We start from the raw sequence: 24,614 nt of genomic DNA, 5'->3' as shown, positions 1-24,614 counted from the left end.
GCTCACAACGATTCCAGGAAGCGCACCAGTGCGGCGTTGACCTCGTCGGCGTGCTCCAGCATCACCACGTGCCCACTGTCGTTGATCTTGACGAACTCGGCGTGCGGCAACCGCCGCACGATCTCCTCCGAGTGGGTCACCGGAGTGATCATGTCCTTGTCGCCGACCACCACCAGCACCGGCGTGTCGGCCAGCGCCGCCAGCGCCGGAAACCGGGAGTGGGTGGCCAGCGTGCGCAGGTAACGGGTCACCGTGTCCGCCGAGGTACGCGAGTTCATCGTCTCCACGTACGACACCAGGGCGGGGCTCGGGTTCCGGGCGCCGAAGCCGTACTTGCGGGTCAGCAGCCAGGCGACGTTGGTGGTGGACTTGCGGGCCCGGTCGATCACGGTGCCGCCGTAGCGGGTGACGTTGCCGACCATGTACAGCACCGGCGCGCCGACCCGGCCGAGCAGCGCCGGCGCCACCAGCTTCGTCTCGGCGATCAGGCCGCCCGAGGTGGCCATCAGCACGGTGCCGACCACCCGGTCGCCGAACAGCTCCGGGAACAGCTCGGCGAAGGCCATGATGGTCATCCCGCCCATCGAGTGGCCGACCAGCACCAGCGGCCCCTCCGGGGTGGTCCGGTCGATCACCGCGCGCAGCGTGCGGCCGAGCGCGGCGAGGTCGTACTCGCCGGTCTCCAGCCGGCCCGAGCGGCCGTGCCCGGGCTGGTCGTACGCGACCACCCGGTGCTCGCCCCGCTCGGCGAGCAGCTTGCGCTGGAAGTGGAAGGTGCCCATGTCCAGGCAGAAGCCGTGCACCAGCACCACGGTCGGATTGCCGGCCACCGGCCGGGTCGGCTCCACCACCTCGACGTGGATGTCGGTACCGTCCGGCATCTCCAGCCGGAACGACTCGTCGTACCGCTGCTCCCCGAAGACCTCGTGGGCGTACCGGTCGGTGGGATCGGCCTTGAGCCGGCGGACCAGGGCGCGCTCGGTGGCGACGCCGGCGGCGAGCCCGGCGGCGGCCACCCCGACCGCGGCCCCGACCAGGCCGGCGACCTTGCCGGTCGCGGTCCGCGGCCGCGGGATCCGGTGTTTCAGACCGCTCACGCGCGCTCGCCGTCGTAGACCCGCGGCACCCGGGTACCGCCGAACCGGGTGACGATCTCGTAGTTGATGGTGCCGACCGCCTCGGCCCAGTCGTCGGCGGTGGGCTCACCGTCCGCACCGCTGCCGAAGAGGGTGACCACGTCGCCGGCGGCGACCGGGTCGTCGCCGCAGTCGAGCACGAACTGGTCCATGCAGACCCGGCCGGAGATGGTCCGCCGGTGGCCACCGAGCTGCACCGGGCCGCTGTTGGAGGCGTGCCGGGGCACCCCGTCGGCGTAGCCGAGCGGCACCACGGCCAGGTTGGCCTCCCGGTCGGTGGTGTAGGTGTGGCCGTAGGAGACGCCGGAGCCGGCCGGCACCCGCTTGGCCAGCATCACCCGGGCCCGGGCGGTCATCGCCGGCCGCAGCCCGTAGGTCTCGCCGGCCACCGGGGACAGGCCGTAGACGGCCAGGCCGGGCCGGACCAGGTCGAAGTGGGTGTCCGGCCGGGTCAGCGTGGCCGCCGAGTTGGCCAGGTGCCGGTAGCGGGGACGCAGTCCGGCCTGCTCGGCCATGCCCAGCCCCTCGTGGAAGACGGCGAGCTGCCGGTCGGTGGTCGGATGCCCGGGCATGTCCGCGTAGACGAAGTGGCTCCACACCCCGACCACCTCGACCAGACCGTCCGCCTGGGCCTTGGCGGCGGCGTCGAGCAGGGCCGGCCAGTCGGCCACGGTCGCCCCGCCCCGGGAGAGCCCGGTGTCGATCTTGAGGTGCAGCCGGGCCGGGCGACCGGCCACCCGGCTCGCCTCGACCATCTCGTCGAGCTGGGGCAGGCTCGCGGCGCCCAGGTCCACCCCGGCGGTGACCCCCTCGTGCAGCGGCAGCCCGGGAGTGAGCAGCCAGGCCAGCACCGGGGCGGTGATCCCGGCCGCCCGCAGGGCCAGCGCCTCGTCCAGGGTGCAGACACCCAGCCAGTCGGCCCCGGCGTCGAGCGCCGCCCGCGCGGCCGGGACCATGCCGTGGCCGTACCCGTCGGCCTTGACCACCGCCATCAACTCGGCGCCGGTGCCGGACCGGAGCCGGCTCACGTTCTCGCGGATCGCGTCAAGGTCGACCCGTACCTCGGCCTGCCACATGGACCCAGCCTACTTTCCGGGCTGATCTCCGCGGCCGAGGCCGGCCGAGGCCGCCGGTCAGCCGAGCCGGGCCAGCACCGGGCGCAGCGCGGCGGCGACGTCGGACGCGGTCACCGGACCGCCCCGGGCCGCCTCCCGGCCGGCCAGTCCGTGCAGGTACGCGGCCATCGCGGCCGCCCGGTCCGCCGCCACCCCGGCGGCGAGCAGCGAGCCGAGCAGCCCGGCCAGCACGTCGCCGGTGCCCCCGGTGGCCAGCACCGGGGTGCCGGTCGGATTGACGTACGCCCGCCCGTCCGGGGTGCCGATCACCGTGCGGTCCCCCTTGAGCAGCACCACCGCGTTCATCCAGGCGGCCAGCCGGAGCGTGGCGGCGACCCGGTCGGTGCCCGGGCTCTCCCCGCACAGCCGGGTGAACTCGCGGTCGTGCGGGGTGACCACGATCGGGGCGTCCCGCTTGCGTAGCTGGTCGGCGAGCGACCCGTCGACCAGCAGCGTGAGCGCGTCCGCGTCGAGCACCACCGGCACGGGGGCGGCCAGCACCGCCCGCAGCTCGCCGGCCGCCTCATCCCCGGTGCCCAGTCCGGAGCCGCAGACCCAGGCCTGCACCCGGCCGGCGTCGGCGACCCGGCCGGTGGAGATCACCGAGGGGTGCTGGTGCAGCACCTCGGCCCGGGCGCCCCCGGCGTAGCGGACCATCCCGGTCGGGCCGGCCACCGCGCCGCCGACCGAGAGCACCGCGGCGCCGGGGTACGTCGCCGAGCCGGTGGCCACCCCGACCACGCCCCGGGCGTACTTCTCCGACGCCGGGCCCAGCCGGGGCCACCAGTCGACCACGTCCGACCACTCGGTCACCCGCAGCGCCGGGGTGCCGCGCAGCCACGGCCCCAGCCCGATGTCCACCAGCTCCACCTGCCCGGCGAGCGGGGCGGCCGGACCGACCACCAGCGCCGGCTTCAGCGCGCCGAAGGTCACCGTCACGTCGGCGCGGACCGCGTTCGGCCGGCCGGAGGCGGCCAGCGGGACGTGGCCGGTGTCCACCGCCACCCCGCTGGGCACGTCCACCGCGACCACGGTGGCCCGGTCCCCGTCCCGCCCGCAGTGCCGCACCAGGCTGGCCGCCAACTGGTCGGCGGTCTCCCGGAGCCCGCCGCTGGCGCCGATCCCGACGATCCCGTCCAGCACCAGGTCGACCACGGCCGGTGGCCGGTCCACCAGCCGGCCGCCGCCGGCCCGGAACGCGGCCAGCCCACCGGCGTGCGCCCGACCGGGGTTCAACAGCAGCGCCGACACCGCCGCGCCCCGCCGGGCCAGCTGAGCCCCCGCGTAGAGGGTGTCACCGCCGTTGTCACCGGTGCCGACCAGCAGCAGCACGCGCGCGGCGTACACCCCGCCCCGGTCGGCGAGCAGCAGCGCGCAGCGGCGGGCCAGCCCGGTCGAGGCGCGCTGCATCAGCGTCCCGGGCGGCAGGGTGGCCATCAGTCCCGCCTCCGCCGCGCGTACGTCCGCGACCCGCCACACCGGTCTCATGCCACTCCGTCCCGGCGTGCCGGCCGCGGCACGCCCCCGATCACCGTTCCGCGACCACCATGGCCGAGGCGATCCCGCCGTCGTGGGACAGCGAGAGGTGCCAGCGGCTGACCCCGCGCTCGGTCGCCGCCGCCGCGACGGTGCCGGAGACGGTCAGCCAGGGGCGGCCGTCCGGGTCCGGCACGATCTCGCAGTCGTGCCAGCTCAGCCCGGCCGGCGCGCCGAGCGCCTTGGCCACCGCCTCCTTCGCGGCGAACCGGGCGGCCAGCGACTCGGGCGAGCGCGGGTTGCCGGAGCGGGTGTACCGCTCGGCCTCGGTGAAGAGCCGGTCGGCGAGCAGCGGCGTGCGCGCGAGGGCCCGGGCGAACCGGTCGACCAGCACGACGTCGATGCCGACAGCCACGATCACGAGCCCACCCTACCGGCGCGGAAGGCGGCAGATTAGCCGCCGGCGCGGTCCGGGGCAATGCCTGTGGACAGCCGCGGCGGACGACCGGCGCCGACCGTCCACAGGGCATCCGGCCGGGTGCCGCGACCGCCTAGCGTCAGGCCCGTCGATGTTCCTGTTCGGTGCGGGGGCCGGGATGAGCGACCAGGAGATCAGCGTGCGACCGGAGGTGCTGCGGCGGGCCGCGGGCCGGCTCGCCGACGACGGCTACCGGCTGGCGCACGGGCTGGCCGGGGTGCCGGGCCTGCTGGTGCCGGCGCCGGACTGGTCGGCCGGGGGCGCGCTGGCCGGGCTGGAGTCGGCGGTGCACGCCTGGTGCGGTCGGCTCGGCGGGCGGGTGGCGGCGACCGGCGCGGCCGTCTCGGCCGCGGTCGAGGCGTACGAGGCGGCGGACGACCGGGCGGCCACCCGGCTCGCCGCCCTGCCGCGGTGACCCGGCCGCCCCGGACCCCGGCCGGGCGACCGGCAGCGGTCACCGGCGGCGCCGGCTACGCCCGGCTGTGGGCGGCCGATCCGGGCGCCTGGCGGGCCGCCGGCACCGCCTGGGCGGGGCTCACCGCGCTGGTGGGCCGGCGGTCCGACGAGCTGGCCGGCGCCGCGGCGAAGCTGCGGGGCGGCTGGTCGGGCGGGGCCGCCGGGGCGGCCGACGCGCGCCTGGCCGGGCTGCGGGGCGAACTGACCGCGCTGACCCCCGCCCTGATCGAGGTCGACCAGGTGCTCGCCGAGTTCGCCACCCGGCTGGCCGTGGCGAAGGCCCGGCTGGTCGCCGCGGTGGCGCTGGCCGACGGGTCCGGTGTGCTGGTCGACCGGCACGGGCGGGTCGGCGCCGACCCCTCCCGCCCGCCGAGCGAGCCACCCGGGCCGGCCGCCGCCCGGGTGGCCGCGGCCATCCGCGGCGCCCTCGACCTCGCCGGCGCGGCCGACCGGGCGGCCGCGACCCGCCTGGACGAGCTCGCCGCCGCGGCCGGGAGCGGCTGGGCGGAGGCCCCGCCGCCCGGGCGGCCCGCGCCGGGTGGCGACCCGGCGCTGGTCCGCGCCTGGTGGGCGGGGCTCAGCCCGGCCCAGCGCCGGTGGCTGGTGGCGCACGAGCCGGGGCTGGTCGGCCGCCTCGACGGGGTGCCGGTCGCGGCCCGCGACCAGGCCAACCGGCTGTTGCTCGGGGGCCGGCGGGAGGAACTGCTGGCCGAGCGGTCGCGGTTGCTCGGCCGGGTGCCGCGCGGGCCGGTCGAGGTGGCCGGGCTGCTCCGGGTCGGGGCCGCGCTGGCCGGGCTCGACGCGCTCGGGGCCCGGCTGGCGGCGCCCGGGCCGCCCCGGGCCTACCTGCTCGGGCTGGAGCCGGCCGGCGAGGGCCGGGCGGTGGTCGCACTGGGCAACCCGGACCGGTCGAGCCGGGTGCTGACGTACGTGCCGGGGATGACCGCGGGCCTCGACGACGCCCCGGGCGAGCTGGACCGGGCGGCCCGGGTGCTGGCGCGCTGCGCCGCCCTCGACCCGGCCGAGGAGACCGCGGCGGTGCTCTGGCTGGACTACGACGCCCCCGACTTCCTGCACGAGGCGGTGTGGCCGGGGCAGGCCCGGGACGCCGGGCCGGCGCTGCACCGGTTCCAGGAGGGGCTGCGGGCCAGCCACGAGGGGCCGCCGGCCCGGCAGACCGTGCTGGGGCACAGCTACGGCTCGCTGGTGGTGGGCAACGCCGCCCGGGAACACGGGCTGGCCGCCGACGCGCTCGTCTTCGTGGGCTCCCCCGGGGTCGGCGTGGCGCACGCCGCCGAGCTGGGCCTGCCGGCCGGCCAGGTCTGGGCGAGCACCGCGGCGGACGACGTGATCCGGTTGGCCCGCCCGCCGGACGAGCTGGCCCGGCGCGGGTTGCTCGGCGCGGCACCGCTCGGCGCGACGCTGGGGCTGACCGGCGGCCACGAGCTGTGGTTCGGCCGCGACCCCACCGACCCGGGCTTCGGCGCGCGGACGTTCCCGAGCGGCCGGCACGGCCACACCGGCTACTGGGCGGCCGACAACCCGGCGCTGGACGGCATGGCCCGGATCGTGCTGGGCCGGTGAGGCGACGCCCGCCGGAGCCGCCGCCCGGCCCGCTCGTCCGGCGCGGCCGAACGCCCCGGTGGCACCGGAACGCCCCGGTCATCCCACCGGCCGACCGGCTGGCGACGAAACGGGTCGGCCCCGGTCGCCGCCGACGCGACGGACCGGGGCCGGATGACCGGGTTACCGCCTACTCGACGGTGACGGACTTCGCCAGGTTCCGCGGCTGGTCGACGTCGTGCCCCCGGGCGGCCGCGATCTCGGCCGCCAGCACCTGCAACGGCACGGTGGTGAGCAGCGGCGCGAGCAGCGTCGGCGTACGCGGCACGTAGATCAGGTGGTCGGCGTAGCGGACCACCGCCTCGTCACCCTCCTCCGCGATCACGATGGTCCGGGCGCCTCGGGCCCGGACCTCCTGGATGTTGGAGACGACCTTGTCGTGCAGCATCCCGCGGCCGACCGGCGAGGGCACCACGCAGACCACCGGGGTGCCCTTGTCGATCAGCGAGATCGGGCCGTGCTTCAGCTCGCCCGCGGCGAAGCCCTCGGCGTGCATGTACGCCAGCTCCTTGAGCTTGAGCGCGCCCTCGAGGGCCACCGGGTAGCCGACGTGCCGACCGATGAAGAGCACGGTCGGCTCGCTCTTCAGCCCCCGGGCCAGCTCGCGGACCGGCTCGATCCGGTCGAGCAGGTCACGCAGCTTGCCGGGCACCTCCTGGAGCTGCGCGACCACCGCGCCGACCTCGTCGGCGAACTTGATCCCGCGCACCTGGGCCAGGTGCAGGCCGATCAGGTAGCAGGCGACCACCTGGGTGAGGAACGCCTTGGTGGAGGCGACCGCGATCTCCGGCCCGCCGTGCGTGTAGAGCACGGCATCGGACTCGCGCGGGATGGTCGAGCCGTTGGTGTTGCAGATGGCCAGCACGCGGGCCTTCTGATCCTTGGCGTGCCGCAGCGCCATCAGGGTGTCCATGGTCTCGCCGGACTGCGAGATCACCACGATCAGGGTGGACCGGTCCAGGACCGGGTCGCGGTAGCGGAACTCGCTGGCAAGCTCCACCTCGCAGGGGATCCGGGTCCAGTGCTCGATGGCGTACTTGGCGACCAGGCCGGCGTGGTAGGAGGTGCCGCACGCCACGATGAAGATCTTGTCGACGTCGCGCAGATCCTGGTCGCTGAGGCGAACCTCGTCGAGGGCGATCTCACCGGTCTCGGTGAGCCGGCCCAGCAGCGTGTCGGCGATGGCCTGCGGCTGCTCCTCGATCTCCTTGAGCATGAACCAGTCGTAGCCGCCCTTCTCGGCGGCCGAGGAGTCCCAGTCGATGTGGAAGTCCTTGCCGGTGGCGGGCTGGCCGGCGAAGTCGGTGATCTCGATGGTGTCGCCGGTGATCAGGACGATCTGGTCCTGGCCGAGTTCCACCGCGTCCCGGGTGTGCTCGATGAACGCGGCGACGTCGCTGGCGAGGTAGTTCTCCCCGTCACCCCGGCCGACGACCAGCGGCGAGTTGCGCCGGGCGCCGACCACCGCGCCGGGCACCCCGGCGTCGACGGCGAGCAGGGTGAACGCCCCCTCCAGCCGCTGGCAGACCACCCGCATGCCGGCGGCGAGCAGCTGCGGCCCCTCCGGGTGGCCGGCGGCGCGCAGGTCGGCCAGCGCGGCGGAGAGCAGGTGCGCCGCGCACTCGGTGTCGGTGTCGCTGCTGAACTGGACGCCGTCGGCCTCCATCTCGGCGCGGAGCTTCGCGAAGTTCTCGATGATGCCGTTGTGGATGACCGCGACCCGGCCGTCGGAGGCCAGGTGCGGGTGGGCGTTGCGGTCGGTCGGCCCGCCGTGGGTGGCCCAGCGGGTGTGCCCGATGCCGGTGGTGCCGTCGCCGATCCCGATCGGGCTCGCGCCGCAGGAGGTCGGATCGTCGGCCGCCCGCTCGGAGAGGACCTTCTCCAGGTTGGCCAGCTTGCCGGCCTTCTTCTCGGTCAGCAGCTCACCGTCGCAGACGATGGCCACCCCGGCCGAGTCGTAGCCGCGGTACTCCAGCCGCCGCAGTCCGTCCAGCACGATGCCCAGCGCCGGGCGCGAGCCGGCGTACCCCACGATTCCACACATGGGTGGCAGCCTAACCCAGTTTCGCTCACCGCGTGTGCTCGAAAGCCGGGTATACGATCACCGAACTTGAGCGATCAGGTCGAAGTCGGGGACCAATCAGGCAAACGCCCCAACCCGTGTCGGCCGGCGCGGAGACCTGATTTGCGGATCCCGGCGGCGGTACGACAGGCTCGCCCGGCCGGCGTTCCCCTGGGTCCGCCGGCCGCGCAGCTGACCCGGCACCTGGAGCGACCGTGTCCGAGACGACCCCGCCAACCGACCCGCCGGCCCCGCGCCCGGCCGCCGAACCGCACCCCTGGGCCCCGCTCGACCCGCGGCCCGAACCGGCGCAGCCGGACCCGTGGCTCCCCGCCACCCCGCGGTACGCGCCGGCGCCGGCCCCGCACACCCCGACCGAGGGCCCGCCCGGCGGCGCCGGCTCGGCGGGCCGCCGGCGGCGCGGACCGGTGGGCGCGGTGCTCGCCGGGGTGCTCGTCCTCGCCACCGGCCTCGGTTTCGGTGGCTACGAGCTGCTCCGCCCCGACGACCGGCCCCGGGCCGAGCCGGCGGTCGCCGACCCGGGAACCGAGGTCGGCGGCGCGGAGCGTCCGGAGGCCTCCCCGTCGCCCCGGGAGAGCCCGGCTGCCCGCCCCGCGGCCACCCCGTCCGGCGGTCCCGGCCGGATCAGCGTCGTCTACGAGGTGACCGGGCAGGGCAGGGCCGACATCCTCTACCACGACGCCAACGGTGCGCCCATCTGGCTGGACGCGGTACGGCTGCCGTGGCGCACGAGCGTCCGTACGGACCGGCTCGACCTGGTGATGGTGCAGGCCAGCAAGCCCGACGACGCGATGTGGCCGGTGTCCTGCTCGGTCACCGTGGACCACGGCGCGCCGACGACCGAGACGGCCGGCCGCGGCGCGTGGCGGGCCAGCTGCTTCGGCGCGGCGTAGGGGTCTGAGCCGGCGCGCCGCGGCGGCCGTCCGCGTACATTGAGCCGCCGGCCCGGAGCGCCGGTACGCCGCCACCCCGTCGCGGACGCCCCACCCGCCCCACCGGAGCAGACCGATGTCCGAAGCCCCGCCACCCCCCGACCCGACCCCGCCGACCGGACCGGCCGCACCCGACCCGGTGCCGTCCACCGGACCGGCACCGGACGCCGCCGGGTCGGGGCCGTCGCCGGCACCCGGGCCGGACGTGCCGCCGCCGTGGACCCCGCCGGATCCGACGCCGCCGCCCCAGCTCCGGGTCGCGCCCGGCCCGTGGACGCCACCCGGTACCCCGGGCCCGGCCGGCGTCCCGCCGGGCTTCCCGCCGCCGGCCGCCGCTCCGGGACCGGCCTGGTACCCGCCCGGCCACCTGCCACCCGGCTACCCGCCGCCGTACGCGCCGACGACCCCGGCCCGCCCGGGCAACCGGTCCACGGTGGTCGGCGTCGTCGTCGCGGTGGTGACCGTCCTCGCGTTCGGGCTCTGCGCCTGCCTCGGCATCGCCGGCCTCATCTACAACGCCGACATGCCCTATCCGGACGACCCGTACGCCGAGGAGACCTACGACCCGTACTACGACTACGAGGACGAGGAGCCGCAGGTCTGGCCGACGCAGGCGCGCCCGACGGTGCGACCGGCGCTGACCCCGTCCGACGGGCCGGGCGAGGTCACCGTGGTGTACGAGGTGACCGGGCGTGGCCCCGCGGACCTGGAGTACTACGACGCCAACGGCGACTTCATCCAGGTCGAGCAGGTCACGCTGCCGTGGCGCCGGAGCCTGCGGATGCACGACGCCGAGCGGGTGATGGTCCTGGCGAACCACGGCCGGCAGGATCCGATCAGCTGCCGGATCACCGTCGACGGGCGCACCGTCGCGACGGACGACCGCGCGTGGGGGGTGAACTGCACCGGCTGAGCGTGGGGTTGAGGCCGCGCCACGGGCCCGTAGGCTGGCGGGCGTGACGACCACCGCCGATGTGGACCCGCTGGTGGCGCGGATGCGCCCGTTCGGGACGACCATCTTCGCCGAGATGTCCGCCCTGGCCGTCCGCACCGGCGCGGTCAACCTCGGGCAGGGCTTCCCCGACACCGACGGCCCGCCGGAGATGCTCGCCGCCGCGGCGGACGCGCTGCGCGCCGGGCAGAACCAGTACCCGCCGGGCCCGGGCGTCCCGGCGCTGCGCGCCGCGGTGGCCGCGCACCAGCGCCGGTTCTGGGGGCTGGAGTACGACCCGGACGGCGAGATCGTGGTGACCGCGGGCGCCACCGAGGCGATCGCCGCGGCGATCCTCGGTCTCTGCGAGCCGGGCGACGAGGTGGTCTGCTTCGAGCCCTACTACGACTCGTACGCCGCGTCGATCGCCCTGGCCGGCGCGGTCCGGCGGCCGGTCACGCTGCGCCCCGGCGCGGACGGCCGGTACGCCTTCGACCCGGCCGCGCTGCGCGCCGCGTTCGGCCCGCGCACCCGGCTGGTGCTGCTGAACTCCCCGCACAACCCGACCGGCAAGGTCTTCACCCCGGCCGAGCTGGCCCTCGTCGCCGAGCTGTGCCGGGAGCACGGCGCGTACGCGGTGACCGACGAGGTCTACGAGCACCTGGTCTTCACCGACGCGGCCGCCCCGCACGTCCCGCTGGCCACCCTGCCCGGGATGCGGGAGCGGACGCTGCGCATCTCCTCGGCCGGCAAGACCTTCTCCTGCACCGGCTGGAAGGTGGGCTGGGTGAGCGGCCCGGCCGCGCTGGTCTCCGCCGTGCTGCGGGTGAAGCAGTTCCTCACCTTCGTCAACGCGGCGCCGCTGCAGCCGGCGGTCGCGGTGGCGCTGGCCCTGCCGGACGACTACTTCACCGGGTTCCGGGCCGGGTTGCAGGCCCGCCGGGACCAACTGGTCGGCGGCCTCACCGACGCCGGGTTCGAGGTGCTCGCGCCGGAGGGGACGTACTTCGTCACCGCCGACGTCACCACCCTGGGCGGCCGGGACGGGGTGGAGTTCTGTCGGTCGCTGCCCGAGCGGTGCGGGGTGGTCGGCGTACCGACCCAGGTCTTCTACGACGACCCCGAGGCGGGCCGCCGGCTGGTCCGGTTCGCCTTCTGCAAGCGCCCCGAGGTGCTGACCGAGGCGGTCACCCGGCTACGCCGCCTGGCGGGCACCCGATGACCGACGCGTACGCCCAACGGGTGCGCCGGCTGACGGCGCTGCGCGGCTGCGACACCGTCCTCTCCGGCGTACGACCGGAATCGGTCGCGGACCAGCTCGCCACGATGCGCACGGTGGCCGCCGACGACGCGCTGCCGGACTGCTACGGCGAGGGCGGCGCGGTGGCGGAGCTGGAGGGCCTGGTCGCCGAGCTGCTCGGCGCGGAGGCCGTCGCCTTCTTCCCGACCGGGACGATGGCCCAGCAGGTCGCGATGCGGTACGGCGCTGAGCTGTCCGGCCGCTCGGCGGTCGGCCTGCACCCGCTGAGCCATCCCGTGCTGCACGAGCGGGACGCGTACGCGGTGCTCGGGGGGCTGCGCGCGGTGAGCACCACCGACGCCCCGCGCAATCCGACCGCCGACGAGGTGGCGGCGCTGGACGAGCCGATCGGCACCCTGCTGCTGGAACTGCCGCTGCGCGACGCCGGCTTCGTCCTGCCGACCTGGAACGAGCTGGTCGCGGTGGTCGACGCGGCCCGGGCCCGGGGCGCCCGGGTGCACCTGGACGGCGCCCGGCTCTGGGAGTCCACCACCCACCTCGGCCACTCGCCGGCCGAGATCGCCGGCCTCGCCGACAGCACCTACGTCTCGTTCTACAAGTCGCTCGGCGGCCACTCCGGCGCCGCCCTGGCCGGCTCCGCCGAGCTGGTCCGGTACGCCCGGGCCTGGCGGCACCGGCACGGCGGCACGCTGTTCCAGCAGTGGCCGGCCGCGCTGGCCGCGCTCGCCGGCCTGACCCGCGAGCTGCCCCGGCTGGCCGGTTACGTGGCGCACGCCCGCACGGTGGCCACCGCGCTGGCCGGCCTGCCCGGCGCGCGGGTGTACCCGGCGCCGCCGCACACCCACCAGTTCCGGCTCTGGCTGCCGCACCCGGCGGACGCCCTGAACGACGCCAACCTCGCCCTCGCCGAGGAGGAGAAGGCCTGGTTCGTGGGCGGCTGGCGGGACACCGAGGTGCCCGGCGTGGCGATGGCCGAGGTGACGGTCGCCGGCCCGGCGACGGAACTGGACGCCGGCCAGGTGGCCGCGCTGGGCGAGCGCTTCCTGCGCCGACTGCCCCCGGACTGACCCGACGGCATCAATCGAGCGCCCGGGCCGGCCCGCGTCAACCGAGCGCCGTCAGCCGGCCGCCCGGGCCGGGCCCGTTTCCGCGCCGGGCGGCGCAGGGGCCGGGCGGTCGAGTGCCAGCGCGGCGAGCGTCGCGCCACCGTCGGCGAGCAGCGCCGACTCGGCGTCGTCGACGAAGGCGAGGTCGGCCTCGACGTGCCGGCTGGCGGCCGAGAGCAGCAGCCCGACCACCGGGTCCGCCGTACGCCGCCGCAGCCCGTCCAGGTTGCGCAGCTCCCGCATCAGGTGCCCGCGCTGGTTGCTGAGGACGGTCCGGACGGTGGCCGGCTCGCCCGATCGGGCCGCGGCGGTGAGCTTCAGGAAGAAGTCGTCCCGGAACCCGCCGCTGCGCGGGCTGGGCTCGGCGAGCCAGCGCTCCAGCTCGACCCGGCCCTCGGGGGTGATCTCGTAGACCACCCGGTCGGGCTTGACCGGCTGCGGCTCGCGCGCCGAGACGACCAGGCCGTCGCGGGAGAGCCGGTCCAGGATCTGGTAGAGGTGGCCGATGTTGAGCGGCCCCCACTGCGGGCCGACGGCGGCCTCGAACGCGCCCTTGAGCTGGTAGCCGTGGCTGGGGCCGTGGGCGAGCAGAGCCAGGACGGCGTGCTGGATGGCCATGTCACCTCCGGGTCGGGCCTTGCATTGTCACAATGTATCGCGCAGAGTTGGGGGCAGCACACGGGGAGGCGCGAGATGCTCAGCTTCGTCTGGAGGCAGCTTCGTGGCCGTGCGGGGCGGTCGGTGGCCCTGCTGGTCGGCGTACTGGTGGCGACCACCGGGTTCGTCGTCCTGACCGGGGCCACCACCACCTCTCGACTGGACGTCACCGGCACCGTCGAGCGCAACACCCGGGCGGCGTACGACATCCTGGTCCGTCCCAAGGGGACACGCACCCCGCTGGAGGCCGAGCGCGGGCTGGTCCGCCCGAACTACCTCTCCGGCCTCTTCGGCGGCATCACCCCCGCACAGTACGAGCAGGTCAAGCAGGTCCCGGGCATCGACGTCGCCGCTCCGATCGCGATGCTGGGCTATTCGACCTCGTCGGTGCGGGTCCGGTTCGACCTGACCGACGCGGTCGACCGTTCCTTGGAGCAGCAGGTCATCCGGCTCGACCCGACCTTCACCGCCGAGCGTGGGCTCTCCACCGCTCCCAGCAGCCCGCGCTACGTGTACGTGACCAAGCGCCCACTGCTCTACCCCGAGTGGGGCGGAGACGTGGACGACTCCTCGCTCCCGTACTCGGACGGCCGGACGTACCGGTACGACCCGCAGTGCGGGCAGGTCCCGCGGGAGGTGCTCCCCGGTGGAGGGAGCGAGCCGATCTGCGACCCGCACCTGACCTCGCAGCCGGCGAACGGCGGGCTGACCTCCGAACGCCAGAGCTGGAGCGTCGACACCGTCCGACTGCTGCCCGACGGGCGCTTCGAGGCGAACGACTGGCTGCCCGACCGCGCCCGACGCGTCGTCACCGACCAACTGGTGGTCACCTACCGGGTGACGGTGCCGTTCCTGCTGGCCGCCGTCGACCCCGACGCCGAGCAGCGCCTCGTCGGCCTGGGCGACGCGGTGACCGAGGGCCGGTCGCTCCGGCCGGACGACACGACCACCGAGACCTCGCTCGGACCCGGCGCGCTCGAACGGTCGATCCCGGTGTTGAGCACCAGCCGTCCCTACCTCGACGTCACCGTGCGGTCCGCCCTCACCCGGCTGCCGCAGGCTCGGCCCGCGGGGCTGAGGATCGACGAACTGGAGCGGGCGCTGAGCCGCGCCACCGGGGTCGGGGTCGGGACCGAGGAGTACGCACTGACCGACGGGTATCGCGACCTGCTCGCCGAGGGAATCTCCGAGACCGGCTGCTGCATGGGTGACCTGCAGACGGTCATTCAGGCCGGCGCCCCGGAGTACCGGCGACTTCCCGACGGCACCCTCCGCGCTGTCGCGCGACCACCCTTCGATCACTCGCTCTACGGCGGCCAGAACAATCTCAACTTCCGCCCCCGTCCGTGGCTGGCCGACGACAACGGCTTCCGCCCGGTGACCGCGCTCCCTCAACCGCCGACGGGCTCGAACCTCCAGGTCCGGGTCTGGCGGACCGTCGGCATCTTCGACCCGGAGAAGCTGCGGGGGTTCAGCGACCTGTCCCGGGTCCCGCTGGAGACGTACGAGCCGCCGCGCACCGACGGCGCCGACGAGCGCAGCCGGCAGGCGCTGGGCGGTCGGCCGCTGGAGCCGAGCGGCAACCCGGCCGGTTACCTCTCCGCGCCGCCGCTGCTGCTCACCAGCCTGGCCGCGGTACCGAAGCTGCTGGCAGGCGACGCCACCCCGACCCGGACCGCGCCGATCAGCGCGATCCGGGTCCGGGTCGCCGACGTCACCGGTTACACCGAACGATCCGCCGAGCGGGTCCGGCTCATCGCCGAGCGGATCGCCGACACGACCGGGCTGGACGTCGATCTCACCTTCGGCTCGTCTCCCGCTCCGCAGACCGTGGAACTGCCCGCGGGCGCGTTCGGCCGGCCCGAGCTGCGGCTGACCGAGCCGTGGTCCGCCCTCGGGGTGGCCTCGGTCATCACCCGGGCCGTCGACCGTAAGAGCGTCGTACTCTTCGGGCTGGTGCTGGTGGTCTGCGCGCTGTTCCTCGGCAACGCGGTCTCCGCCGCCGTCCGGGACCGGCGCCCCGAGCTGGCGGTGCTCGCCTGCTTGGGCTGGCCGGCACGCCGGATCGGGGCGCTGATCCTCGGCGAGGTGGCCGCACTGGGGCTGACCGCCGGGCTGCTCGCCCTCGGGCTGGCGTTCCCCTTGGCCGCCGCCCTGGACATCGGGATCGGCTGGCGTCAGGCGGCGCTCGCCGTACCGGTGGCTCTGCTGCTGGCGCTGGTGGCGGGCCTGGCCCCGGCGCTGCGGGCCGCGCGCGCCCACCCGGCCGCCGCCCTGCGGCCACTGGTGGCCCCGGCCCGCTGGGCACGTCGGCCCCGCACCCTGTTCGGGATGGCCCTGGTGAACCTGGTCCGCACCCCCGGGCGCACCCTGCTCGGGGCGGGCGCGCTGGCCATCGGGCTGACCGCGCTGACCCTGGTCAGCGCGGCGGCCTACGCCTTCCGGGGCGCGATCGTCGGCAGCCTGCTCGGCGACACCGTCTCGCTGAACGTACGGGGCGCCGACACCCTGGCCGCGATCGTCACCGTGCTGCTCGGCGCGGGCGCCGTCGCCGACGTGCTGTACCTGAACGTCCGGGACCGCGCCGCGGAGCTGTCCACCCTGCGCGCGCTCGGCTGGACCGACGCCGCACTGGGCCGCCTGGTGGGCTACGAAGGGCTCCTCATCGGCGCGCTCGGGGCGGTGACCGGAGCGGGGCTGGGGCTCGCCGGAGCCGCCTGGCTGGTCGGTGGCCTGCCGGCCGCCCTGGTCCTGGTCGCCGCCGCGGTGGCGCTCGTCGGGGTGCTGCTCACCTGTCTCGCGGCGCTCGTGCCGGCCGCGTTGCTGCGCCGGCTGCCGACCGCACGGCTACTCGCAGAGGAGTGACGATGGAGGCAACGACGGGCAGCGTGGTCCGGACCCTCGGGCTGACCCGGCAGTTCCGCGCCGGCGCCGAGCGGCTGACCGCGGTCGACGACGTCTCCCTGGAGATCGCGGCCGGGTCGGTGGTGGCGCTGACCGGTCCGAGTGGGTCCGGCAAATCGACCCTGCTGCACCTGATCGGCGCCATCGAGCGGGCCGACAGCGGCACCGTCACGGTCGACGACGTGGAGATCACGGCGCTGCGGCGAGGCGCGCTGGCCCGGTACCGGCAGCGGGTGGGGTTCGTCTTCCAGCGCTATCACCTGCTGCCGGCGCTGACCGTGCTGGACAACGTGATCGCCCCGGTGCTGCCACAGCGCGGCCGCGCCGACCACGCGACCCGGGCCCGGGAGCTGCTCGACGCCGTCGGCCTCGCCGGGCGGGAGCGGGCGATGCCGGCGCAACTCTCCGGTGGCCAGCAGCAACGGGTCGCCATCGCCCGGGCGCTCATGGGCGCACCCGGGCTGCTGCTGGCCGACGAGCCCACCGGCAACCTCGATTCGACCACCAGCGCCCAGATCCTCGACCTGCTGCTCGATCTGCGGGAGCGGCACGGCATGACGATCCTGCTGGCCACGCACGAGCGGTCGATCGCGGCCCGCTGCGACCGGCTGGTCCGGCTCGGCGACGGTACGGTGGTCGAGGACCTCGCCCTCACCGAGGGCGAGGATCCCGCCGACACCTACGACCGGGCTGCCCGCCTCCGCCTCTGAGCGGCGGGTGGACCGTCGAGCTGGCGGTGATCCGGGGCGCGCGGGGCCCGACCGCGGTGCGGACGGTCAGGCGTGTGCGGGGCTGGCGGTGCGGACCTGCTCGGCGATCCGCTCGGCGATCCCGCGGGCCGTCGCCTCGGTGGCGGCCTCGACCATCACCCGGACCAGCGGCTCGGTGCCGGACGGGCGGAGCAGCACCCGGCCGGTCTCGCCCAGCTCGGCCTCGGCCCGCTCGACCTCGGCCCGGACGGCGGGCGCGGCCGCGCCGACGGTCCGGTCGCCGACCGGCACGTTGATCAGCACCTGGGGCAGTCGGGTCACCACGGCGGCCAGCTCGGCGAGCGACTTCCCGGTCGCCGCCATCCGGGACATCAGGTGCAGCCCGGTCAGCACGCCGTCGCCGGTGGTCGCGTACGTGGGCATGACGATGTGCCCGCTCTGCTCGCCGCCCAGCGCCAGCCCGGACGCCCGCAGCTCCTCCAGCACGTACCGGTCGCCGACCTTGGTCTCGACCAGCCGGATGCCCTCCCGGGACATCGCCAGCCGCAGGCCGAGGTTGCTCATCACCGTGGCGACCAGGGTTTCGCCGGTCAGCGTGCCGGCCTCCCGCATGGCCAGCGCCAGGATGGCCATCACCTGGTCGCCGTCGACCTCGTCGCCGTCGGCGGTCACCGCGACGCACCGGTCGGCGTCGCCGTCGTGCGCGATGCCCAGGTGCGCGCCGTGCTCGACCACCGCGGCGCGCAGCGCCTCGATGTGGTTGGAGCCGCACCCGTCGTTGATGTTGAGCCCGTCCGGCTCGGCGTGGATCGCGATCACCTCGGCACCGGCCTCCCGGTACGCCACCGGGGCCACCTCGGCGGCCGCGCCGTTGGCGCAGTCGACCACGACCTTGATCCCGTCCAGCCGGTGCGGCACCGTGCCGACCAGATGCTGCACGTAGTGGTCGGCGCCGTCGAGCAGGTCGTGCACCCGGCCCACCCCGGCGCCGGTCGGCCGCTCCCACGCGGTGGTGGCGTTCGCCTCGACGGCCGCCTCGATCCGCATCTCGATCTCGTCCGGCAGCTTGTGCCCGCCGGCGGCGAAGAGCTTGATCCCGTTGTCCGGCATCGGGTTGTGCGAGGCGGAGAGCATCACCCCGAGGTCGGCCTTGGCCTCCGCGGTGAGGAACGCCACGGCCGGGGTGGGCAGCACGCCGACCCGGACCACGTTCGCCCCGGCGCTGGCCAGACCGGCCACCACGGCGGCCTCCAGCATCTCGCCGCTGGCCCGGGTGTCCCGGCCGACCACGGCGAGCGGCGGATGGCTCCGATCCGTCTCGGCGAGCGTGTGGGCGGCGGCGACGGCCACCGCGAGCGCCAACTCGGGGGTGAGATCCGCGTTCGCCCGCCCGCGTACGCCGTCCGTGCCGAACAACCGGCCCATACCCGCCAACCTCCGTTGAAACTGCCGATGGGGAGAAAGCGGAACGGCCGGCCCACCTCCCCGTCGAGGGGAGGCGGACCGGCCGTCCGTCAGAAGTACAACGTGCCGCTGAAGGTCAGCGCTTCGAGTACTGGGGAGCCTTGCGGGCCTTCTTGAGGCCGTACTTCTTGCTCTCCTTGACCCGGGCGTCCCGGGTGAGGAAGCCGGCCTTCTTCAGCGCCGGGCGGTCGTCCGGCTCGCTGACGATCAGCGCCCGGGCGATGGCCAGCCGGAGCGCGCCGGCCTGACCGGTGGTGCCGCCGCCCCGCAGGTTGGCGATGACGTCGAACGCCTCCGGCTTCTCGGCGGTGACCAGCGGGTCCTTGATCAGCTGCTGGTGCACCTTGCTCGGGAAGTAGGCCTCGAGGTCACGGCCGTTGCAGGTGATCTTGCCAGTGCCCGGCACGATGCGGACCCGGACGATGGCCTCCTTGCGGCGGCCCACAGTCTGGATCGGGCGGTCACCACGAGGCGCGCGGGCGACGGGCGCCGGCGCCTCGGTGGCCTCGGGGGCAACCTCGGTGGCGGTGATGTCGGTCATGCTGATTCCTTCGCCCGCGCTCACTGCGCGATCTGCTTGATCTCGAACGGCACCGGCTGCTGCGCGGCGTGCGGGTGCTCGGCACCGGCGTAGACCTTCAGCTTCTTGATCAGCTGACGGCCAAGCTTGTTGTGCGGGAGCATCCCCTTGACGGCCAGCTCGATGGCCCGCTCGGGACGCTTGCTGAGCAGCTCCTCGTAGCCGACCTGCTTGAGGCCGCCCGGGTATCCGGAGTGCCGGTAGGCGATCTTGGTCTGGCGCTTGTTGCCGGTCAGCGCGACCTTGCCCGCGTTCACGATGACGACGAAGTCGCCCGTGTCGACGTGCGGCGCGAAAGTCGGCTTGTGCTTACCACGCAGCAACGTGGCGGCGTGGGTGGCCAGGCGGCCCAGCACGACATCAGAGGCGTCGATGACGTGCCACTGACGCTCGATCTCACCCGGCTTCGGGCTGTACGTACGCACAGGTCTACCTTGTCTCGTCGTCGGTCTGGGGTCGCGCGCCGAGGTGACCAGGCGCGCACGAACGACCAAGCGTACCTCAGGGGCACGCCGCTGGATGTCGTACAACAGCAGGCAACGATACCCGGCGCCCCGTCGGCAGGTCAAAACGGGGTGCCGCCCCGCGTGGCCGGCCGACGGGCCCATGGTAGAGGTCACACCCCGGCCAGCCGACGCGGCCCCGGCCGCAGGTAGACCAGCCAGGTCAGCGCGAAGCAGACCGCGTAGGCGGCGATGAAGGCGAGGTACGCCGCGTCCGCGCTGCCCCGGGTGAGGAACGACTGCCGGAAGGCGACGTTGACCAGTAGCCCGCCGGAGGCGCCCACCGCGCCGGCGATGCCGATCAGCGCCCCGGTCATCCGCCCGGACCAGCGCTGCGCCCCGGCCGGGTCGCGCCGCCCGGCGGCCACCGCGGCGACCGCCCGGGCCCGGAAGATCGCCGGGATCATCTTGTAGGTCGAGCCGTTGCCGATCCCGGAGAAGACGAACAGGGCGAGGAAACCGGTCAGGTAGAGCCCGAACGAGCGCTCCCGCGAGGCGTACAGCACCAGCCCGGCGCCGGCGGCCATCGCCACGAAGTTCCAGAACGTCACCCGGGCCCCGCCGAGCCGGTCGGCGAGGTGCCCGCCGACCGGCCGGATCAGCGAGCCCACCAGCGGGCCGAGAAAGGTCAGCCAGGCCGCGTCCACCGGGGTCGGGAAGCGGTCGGCGAACTGGAGCTGGAGCACCTGGCCGAAGGCGAAGCCGAAGCCGATGAACGAGCCGAAGGTGCCGATGTACAGCAGCGACATGACCCAGGTGTGCGGGTCCCGGGCCGCCTCGCGCAGCGCGCCGGGCTCGTTGCGGGCGCCGGGGACGTTGTCCAGCCAGCGCGCCGCCGCGAGCGCGGCCAGCACGATCAGCGGCAGGTAGACCGCCGGCACCAGCCGGGGGTACGCGGCGCCCGCGGTGGCCAGCACGGCCAGCCCGACCAGCTGCACGGCCGGCACGCCCAGGTTCCCGCCGCCGGCGTTCAGCCCGAGCGCCCGGCCCTTGAGCCGCTGCGGGAAGAAGAGGTTGATGTTCGCCATCGAGGAGGCGAAGTTGCCGCCGCCGACGCCGGTGAGGCAGGCCAGCACCAGCAGGGTGGGGTAGGAGACGCCGGGTTCGAGCAGCACCGTCATCGGCACGGCCGGCAGGAGCAGCAGCAGCGCGCTGACGATGGTCCAGTTCCGCCCGCCGAACCGGGCCACCGCCAGCGTGTACGGCAGCCGCAGCACCGCGCCCAGCGCGGCCGGCACGGCGGTGAGCAGGAACTTGCCGGCCGGGTCGATGCCGTACTCCGGGCCGAGGAAGAGCACGGTCACCGACCACAGGCTCCACACCGAGAAGCCGACGTGCTCGGCGAAGATCGAGACCCACAGGTTGCGCCGGGCGATCCGCGCCCCGGTCGCCCGCCAGAAGTCGGGGTCCTCGGGGCGCCAGTCGTCGATCCGGTGCCGGCGCCCGGCGGCGGCCGGGGCCGCCTCGGCCGGGGGTGTGGTGGGGGCCAGGGTGCTCACGGCGACTCCTCCTCGTCGGTGTGACGTGGAGGAACGCTAGGAACCGGGGATTACCCGGCGGTGCCCGTCGCGGGTCGGGCCGGAAACGGAGATCGCACGTCCGGCCGGCGCCGCCGGTGAGCTGTCAGAGCTGTTGCAGGATCCGCAGCGCCCGGCCGACCCGCTGCATGGTGTCGGTGTCGGCGACGTCGACGCACTCGGTGAACCACTTCTTCATCGGTGAGGAGAGCCGGTCGGGCATCACCACGTAGCCGCCCATCGGCACCGCCAGGGGCGAGTCGCGCAGCAGCGACTCCTCGACCACCTCGGCGACGATCACGATCGGCACGTCGGTGGAGTTGTAGACGTCGGAGCTGATCACCAGGCCGAACCGTTCCCGGGCGCCGGAGATGCGCCAGACCTCGCCCCTACGCAGCACGCGGGCGTCCGCCGAAGAGCACGTCGTCGACCATGTCCACCTCGCGGGCGTCGGCGAGGGCGGCGGACTCCAGATCCAGCCCGGCGCGGCCGACGGCGGCGGCGTGCGCGGTGAAGACCTCGCGCAGCGCCTTCTCCCGGGCCGCCTGGTCCATCCAGGCGGAGAGCGAGAGCCCTTCGCGCTTGGCGAACCGGCGGGCCTCCTCGATCGTCTCGTCGGAGAACGACAGGGTCACCTTGGCTGTCATGCCGGACAGCCTACCCATCGGTATGACCAGCAGTCATCCGAGCTGGTCATCCGATTCGCGCCGGCCGCCGAACACGGCAAACCGCCACTGCCGGAAGAAGCAGTCCACGTCGACCAGGCCCGCCTCGGCCAGCCAGCCGCACTGCGCGGCGACCGGCGCCGGCCGGTCGTACGCCATCCGGCCCAGTGCGGCGTCGATCTCCGCCCGGCCGGCGCCCAGCTCGGCGATCTGCGCCAGCCAGACCTCGTGGTAACGCCGGTCCAGCTCCGGGGTCGGGCCGGCGACCTGCTCGGCGTTGACCAGCACGCCGCCGGGGGCCAGCGCCCGGGCCGACCGCCGGTAGAGGTCCCGCTTGCCGGCGTCGGCGAGGTGGTGGATCGCCAGCGCGCTGACCACCGCGTCGTGCCGGCCGTCGGGGAGCGGTTCGGTCAGGTCGGCGCGCACCGTCCGGTGCGGCACGCCCCGGGCGCGCAGGTGGTCGGCGGCGACGGCGAGCATCGCCGGCGCGGCGTCGACCAGCGTCACCCGGATGCCCGGCACGGCGGCGGCGAGCAGCAGGGAGAGCAGCCCGGTGCCCGCGCCCAGGTCGAGCACCTCCGGGGTACGCCCCGCCGCCAGCGCCGCCCGCAGCGGCGGCGCGGCCACCTCGACCGCGGTGCCGTAGAAGGCGTCGAAGCAGGGCACCAACCGGCGGCGGGCCTCGTCGTAGCTGCCGGCCACCGCGTCGAAGGCCTCCGCCACACTCACGACACCCTCCCGAAATGTAGGACTCTTCTCCCACATCCTAGACGTTGCGGTCCGGCTCGCCGCCTCGGTGCGGTGTGAGCCGCTCTTGACAGGACCGAAACAAACGGGACCCGGCCCGGAAACCGCCCGCCGGCACGCTTTGCCGACATGACAGACGGTGCACGGTCGGCGACCGGACCGGGGCGGTCGCCCCGGGAGGTGGCGACGCACTGCCCGTACTGCGCCCTCCAGTGCGGAATGACACTGCGCGAGGAGGCCGGCCGGGTGGCCGTGCTCCCCCGGCGGTTCCCCACCAACCGCGGCGGCCTGTGCCAGAAGGGCTGGACCGCCGCCGAACTGCTCGACCACCCCGAACGGCTGACCACGCCGCTGCTGCGTGACCCCGGCACCGGCGAGTTGCGCCCGGCGAGCTGGGACGCCGCGCTGGACCGGATCACCGCCGGCATCCGCGCCGTCCAGCGTGGACACGGACCGGACGCGGTCGCCGTCTTCGGTGGCGGCGGCCTGACCAACGAGAAGGCGTACGCGCTGGGCAAGTTCGCCCGGGTGGCGCTGCGTACCCGGCACATCGACTACAACGGCCGGTTCTGCATGTCCTCGGCGGCGGCGGCCGGGCTGCGCGCCTTCGGCGTCGACCGTGGCCTGCCGTTCCCGCTGGCCGACCTCGGGCGGGCCGACACCCTGCTGCTGGTCGGGGCGAACCCGGCGGAGACCATGCCCCCGCTGGTGCGCTGGCTGACCGAGCAGCGCGAGCGCGGTGGGCGGCTGATCGTGGTCGACCCCCGGGTCACCGCCACCGCCCGGCTGGCCGACCTGCACCTGCAACCGCTGCCCGGCACCGACCTCGCGGTGGCCAACGCGCTGCTGCACGTCGCGCTCACCGAGGGCTGGGTCGACCGGGCGTACGTCGACACCCGCACCACCGGCTTCGCGGCGGTCCGCCGCGGCGTGGCGGGCTGGTGGCCGGCCCGCGCCGAGGCCCTCTCCGGAGTGCCGGTGGCCGACCTGGAGGCGACCGCCCGGGCGCTGGGCACCGCCGAGCGGGCCATCATCCTCACCGCGCGCGGCGCCGAACAGCACGCCAAGGGCGTGGACACGGTCACCGGCTTCGTGAACCTGGCGCTCGCCCTCGGTCTGCCCGGCCGGCCCGGCTCCGGCTACGGCTGCCTCACCGGCCAGGGCAACGGGCAGGGCGGCCGGGAGCACGGGCAGAAGGCCGACCAGCTCCCCGGCTACCGCAGGATCGACGACCCGGCCGCCCGGGAGCACGTCGCCGGGGTCTGGGGGGTGCCGGCCGACGAACTGCCCGGGCCGGGCGTGCCGGCGTACCAGCTGCTGGACTCGCTGGGCACCCCGGCCGGACCCAAGGCGCTGCTGGTCTTCGGCTCCAACCCGGTGGTCTCCGCGCCCCGCGCCGGCCGCGTCGAGGGCCGGCTGCGCGACCTCGACCTGCTGGTGGTCGCCGACTTCCTGCTCTCCGAGACCGCGGCCCTGGCCGACGTGGTGCTGCCCACCGCCCAGTGGGCCGAGGAGGACGGCACGATGACCAATCTGGAGGGTCGGGTGCTGCGCCGCCGGGCGCTGCGCGAGCCACCCCCGGGCGTCCGCACCGACCTGGCCATCCTCGCCGAGCTGGCCCGCCGGCTGGACACCGCCGGGGGGCCCGACGCCGACGGTGGTTTCCCCACCGATCCGGAGACGGTCTTCGCCGAGCTGCGCCGGGCCTCGGCCGGCGGGCCCGCCGACTACGCCGGGGTCAGCTGGGAGCGGATCGACGCCGCCGACGGTGTCTGGTGGCCCTGCCCGGACGAGGACGGCCCGGACACGCCCCGCCTCTTCGCCGACCGCTTCGCCACCCCGGACGGGCGGGCCCGGTTCCACCCGGTCGAACACCGCCCGGCGGCCGAGGAGATCTGCACCGAGTACCCGCTGCACTTCACCACCGGCCGGGTGCTCGCGCAGTACCAGTCCGGCACCCAGACCCGGCGGGTGGCGGCGCTGCGCCGGGCCGCCCCGGAGGCCTTCGTCGAGCTGCACCCCGACCTGGCCGACCGGCTCGGGGTGGCCGACGGCGAGCCGGTCCGGGTCGTCTCCCGCCGGGGGGAGCTGCGGGCGCCGGCCCGGCTCAGCCCGGCCATCCGGCCGGACACCGTCTTCGCCCCGTTCCACTGGGGCGGCGCGGGGCGGGCCAACTCGGTCACCAACGACGCGGTGGACCCGGTCTCCGGGATGCCGGAATTCAAGATCTGCGCCGTCCGGGTGGAGAGGGTGGAGGAGTCGTGAGCGAG

At 75.3% G+C, this 24,614-nt stretch carries 22 protein-coding genes; 9 read left to right on the top strand and 13 right to left on the bottom strand.

Going from position 1 to position 24,614, the window contains the following annotated elements; genetic code table 11:
- Positions 1 to 2: 2 nt before the first annotated feature.
- The 4 genes from AC1WTP_RS06070 to AC1WTP_RS06055 are packed head-to-tail and all read right to left on the bottom strand — an operon-like array spanning position 3 to position 4,148.
- Positions 3 to 1,088, bottom strand: a complete 1,086-nt coding sequence (locus AC1WTP_RS06070; protein WP_481648278.1) for an alpha/beta fold hydrolase — start codon at positions 1,086 to 1,088, stop codon at positions 3 to 5.
- Between the two features lie 5 nt (positions 1,089 to 1,093).
- Positions 1,094 to 2,212 carry an alanine racemase gene (gene alr / locus AC1WTP_RS06065; protein ID WP_481648232.1) on the bottom strand — a complete coding sequence of 373 codons (1,119 nt, stop codon included), beginning with the start codon at positions 2,210 to 2,212 and terminating at the stop codon, positions 1,094 to 1,096.
- A gap of 57 nt (positions 2,213 to 2,269) precedes the next feature.
- Complete coding sequence (locus tag AC1WTP_RS06060; protein WP_481648231.1) at positions 2,270 to 3,739, bottom strand: NAD(P)H-hydrate dehydratase; 1,470 nt, start codon at positions 3,737 to 3,739, stop codon at positions 2,270 to 2,272.
- Between the two features lie 40 nt (positions 3,740 to 3,779).
- Positions 3,780 to 4,148 (bottom strand): holo-ACP synthase, encoded by a 369-nt coding sequence (locus AC1WTP_RS06055; protein WP_088991934.1) that lies wholly within the window; start codon positions 4,146 to 4,148, stop codon positions 3,780 to 3,782.
- Between the two features lie 148 nt (positions 4,149 to 4,296).
- Here AC1WTP_RS06055 and AC1WTP_RS06050 point away from each other — a divergent pair, with 148 nt between their 5' ends.
- Positions 4,297 to 4,620: a hypothetical protein gene (locus AC1WTP_RS06050; protein ID WP_481648230.1), complete on the top strand. Its 324-nt coding sequence runs from the start codon at positions 4,297 to 4,299 to the stop codon at positions 4,618 to 4,620.
- Positions 4,617 to 6,245 (top strand): alpha/beta hydrolase, encoded by a 1,629-nt coding sequence (locus tag AC1WTP_RS06045; RefSeq protein WP_481648229.1) that lies wholly within the window; start codon positions 4,617 to 4,619, stop codon positions 6,243 to 6,245. The genes AC1WTP_RS06050 and AC1WTP_RS06045 overlap by 4 nt, the downstream gene beginning before the upstream one ends.
- Positions 6,246 to 6,414: 169 nt before the next feature.
- On the opposite strand, the gene glmS is transcribed toward AC1WTP_RS06045, so the two are convergent.
- Positions 6,415 to 8,328 (bottom strand): glutamine--fructose-6-phosphate transaminase (isomerizing), encoded by a 1,914-nt coding sequence (gene glmS / locus AC1WTP_RS06040; RefSeq protein WP_481648228.1) that lies wholly within the window; start codon positions 8,326 to 8,328, stop codon positions 6,415 to 6,417.
- A gap of 233 nt (positions 8,329 to 8,561) precedes the next feature.
- Here glmS and AC1WTP_RS06035 point away from each other — a divergent pair, with 233 nt between their 5' ends.
- The 4 genes from AC1WTP_RS06035 to AC1WTP_RS06020 all read left to right on the top strand — a co-directional run bounded on the left by AC1WTP_RS06035 (position 8,562) and on the right by AC1WTP_RS06020 (position 12,558).
- Positions 8,562 to 9,260 (top strand): MmpS family transport accessory protein, encoded by a 699-nt coding sequence (locus tag AC1WTP_RS06035; protein ID WP_481648227.1) that lies wholly within the window; start codon positions 8,562 to 8,564, stop codon positions 9,258 to 9,260.
- Positions 9,261 to 9,375: 115 nt separating this feature from the next.
- Entirely contained in the window at positions 9,376 to 10,212 is an 837-nt protein-coding gene (locus tag AC1WTP_RS06030; RefSeq protein WP_481648226.1) for an MmpS family transport accessory protein, read from the top strand.
- Between the two features lie 43 nt (positions 10,213 to 10,255).
- Complete coding sequence (locus AC1WTP_RS06025; RefSeq protein WP_481648225.1) at positions 10,256 to 11,452, top strand: pyridoxal phosphate-dependent aminotransferase; 1,197 nt, start codon at positions 10,256 to 10,258, stop codon at positions 11,450 to 11,452.
- Entirely contained in the window at positions 11,449 to 12,558 is a 1,110-nt protein-coding gene (locus AC1WTP_RS06020) for a threonine aldolase family protein (protein ID WP_481648224.1), read from the top strand. The genes AC1WTP_RS06025 and AC1WTP_RS06020 overlap by 4 nt, the downstream gene beginning before the upstream one ends.
- A gap of 51 nt (positions 12,559 to 12,609) precedes the next feature.
- Here AC1WTP_RS06020 and AC1WTP_RS06015 read toward each other — a convergent pair whose 3' ends face one another.
- Positions 12,610 to 13,215, bottom strand: coding sequence for a PadR family transcriptional regulator (locus tag AC1WTP_RS06015; RefSeq protein ID WP_481648223.1), 606 nt, complete (start codon positions 13,213 to 13,215; stop codon positions 12,610 to 12,612).
- A 75-nt stretch (positions 13,216 to 13,290) separates the two neighbouring features.
- Between AC1WTP_RS06015 and AC1WTP_RS06010 the strand changes: the two genes are divergently transcribed.
- Both AC1WTP_RS06010 and AC1WTP_RS06005 read left to right on the top strand, forming a co-directional pair.
- Positions 13,291 to 16,119 carry an FtsX-like permease family protein gene (locus AC1WTP_RS06010; protein WP_481648222.1) on the top strand — a complete coding sequence of 943 codons (2,829 nt, stop codon included), beginning with the start codon at positions 13,291 to 13,293 and terminating at the stop codon, positions 16,117 to 16,119.
- 2 nt (positions 16,120 to 16,121) lie between these two features.
- Positions 16,122 to 16,868 (top strand): ABC transporter ATP-binding protein, encoded by a 747-nt coding sequence (locus AC1WTP_RS06005; RefSeq protein ID WP_481648221.1) that lies wholly within the window; start codon positions 16,122 to 16,124, stop codon positions 16,866 to 16,868.
- A 66-nt stretch (positions 16,869 to 16,934) separates the two neighbouring features.
- Here the strand turns inward: AC1WTP_RS06005 and glmM are convergent, their stop codons facing one another.
- The 7 genes from glmM to AC1WTP_RS05970 all read right to left on the bottom strand — a co-directional run bounded on the left by glmM (position 16,935) and on the right by AC1WTP_RS05970 (position 22,326).
- Positions 16,935 to 18,293 carry a phosphoglucosamine mutase gene (gene glmM, locus AC1WTP_RS06000; RefSeq protein ID WP_481648220.1) on the bottom strand — a complete coding sequence of 453 codons (1,359 nt, stop codon included), beginning with the start codon at positions 18,291 to 18,293 and terminating at the stop codon, positions 16,935 to 16,937.
- 115 nt (positions 18,294 to 18,408) lie between these two features.
- Positions 18,409 to 18,873, bottom strand: coding sequence for a 30S ribosomal protein S9 (gene rpsI / locus AC1WTP_RS05995; protein WP_018784602.1), 465 nt, complete (start codon positions 18,871 to 18,873; stop codon positions 18,409 to 18,411).
- A gap of 20 nt (positions 18,874 to 18,893) precedes the next feature.
- A complete protein-coding gene (rplM, locus tag AC1WTP_RS05990; RefSeq protein ID WP_447134699.1) occupies positions 18,894 to 19,337 on the bottom strand; it encodes a 50S ribosomal protein L13 in 444 nt (147 codons plus the stop codon).
- Positions 19,338 to 19,528: 191 nt separating this feature from the next.
- Positions 19,529 to 20,914 carry an MFS transporter gene (locus AC1WTP_RS05985; RefSeq protein WP_481648219.1) on the bottom strand — a complete coding sequence of 462 codons (1,386 nt, stop codon included), beginning with the start codon at positions 20,912 to 20,914 and terminating at the stop codon, positions 19,529 to 19,531.
- A 124-nt stretch (positions 20,915 to 21,038) separates the two neighbouring features.
- Positions 21,039 to 21,332 (bottom strand): type II toxin-antitoxin system PemK/MazF family toxin, encoded by a 294-nt coding sequence (locus tag AC1WTP_RS05980; protein WP_481648218.1) that lies wholly within the window; start codon positions 21,330 to 21,332, stop codon positions 21,039 to 21,041.
- The gene (locus AC1WTP_RS05975; RefSeq protein WP_447134696.1) at positions 21,322 to 21,579 is read right to left on the bottom strand and encodes a DUF6364 family protein; all 258 of its coding nucleotides are present in this window, start codon (positions 21,577 to 21,579) and stop codon (positions 21,322 to 21,324) included. Before AC1WTP_RS05975 ends, AC1WTP_RS05980 begins: the two co-directional genes overlap by 11 nt.
- Before the next feature lie 33 nt (positions 21,580 to 21,612).
- Positions 21,613 to 22,326 (bottom strand): methyltransferase domain-containing protein, encoded by a 714-nt coding sequence (locus tag AC1WTP_RS05970; RefSeq protein WP_481648217.1) that lies wholly within the window; start codon positions 22,324 to 22,326, stop codon positions 21,613 to 21,615.
- A gap of 147 nt (positions 22,327 to 22,473) precedes the next feature.
- Between AC1WTP_RS05970 and AC1WTP_RS05965 the strand changes: the two genes are divergently transcribed.
- Positions 22,474 to 24,609, top strand: a complete 2,136-nt coding sequence (locus AC1WTP_RS05965) for a molybdopterin oxidoreductase family protein (RefSeq protein WP_481648216.1) — start codon at positions 22,474 to 22,476, stop codon at positions 24,607 to 24,609.
- Positions 24,610 to 24,614: the final 5 nt, after the last annotated feature.

The organism is Micromonospora sp. R311 (assembly GCF_056780015.1).
The sequence above is the reverse complement of the archived record's forward strand: the minus strand, read 5'-3'. Positions and strand labels throughout refer to the sequence as shown.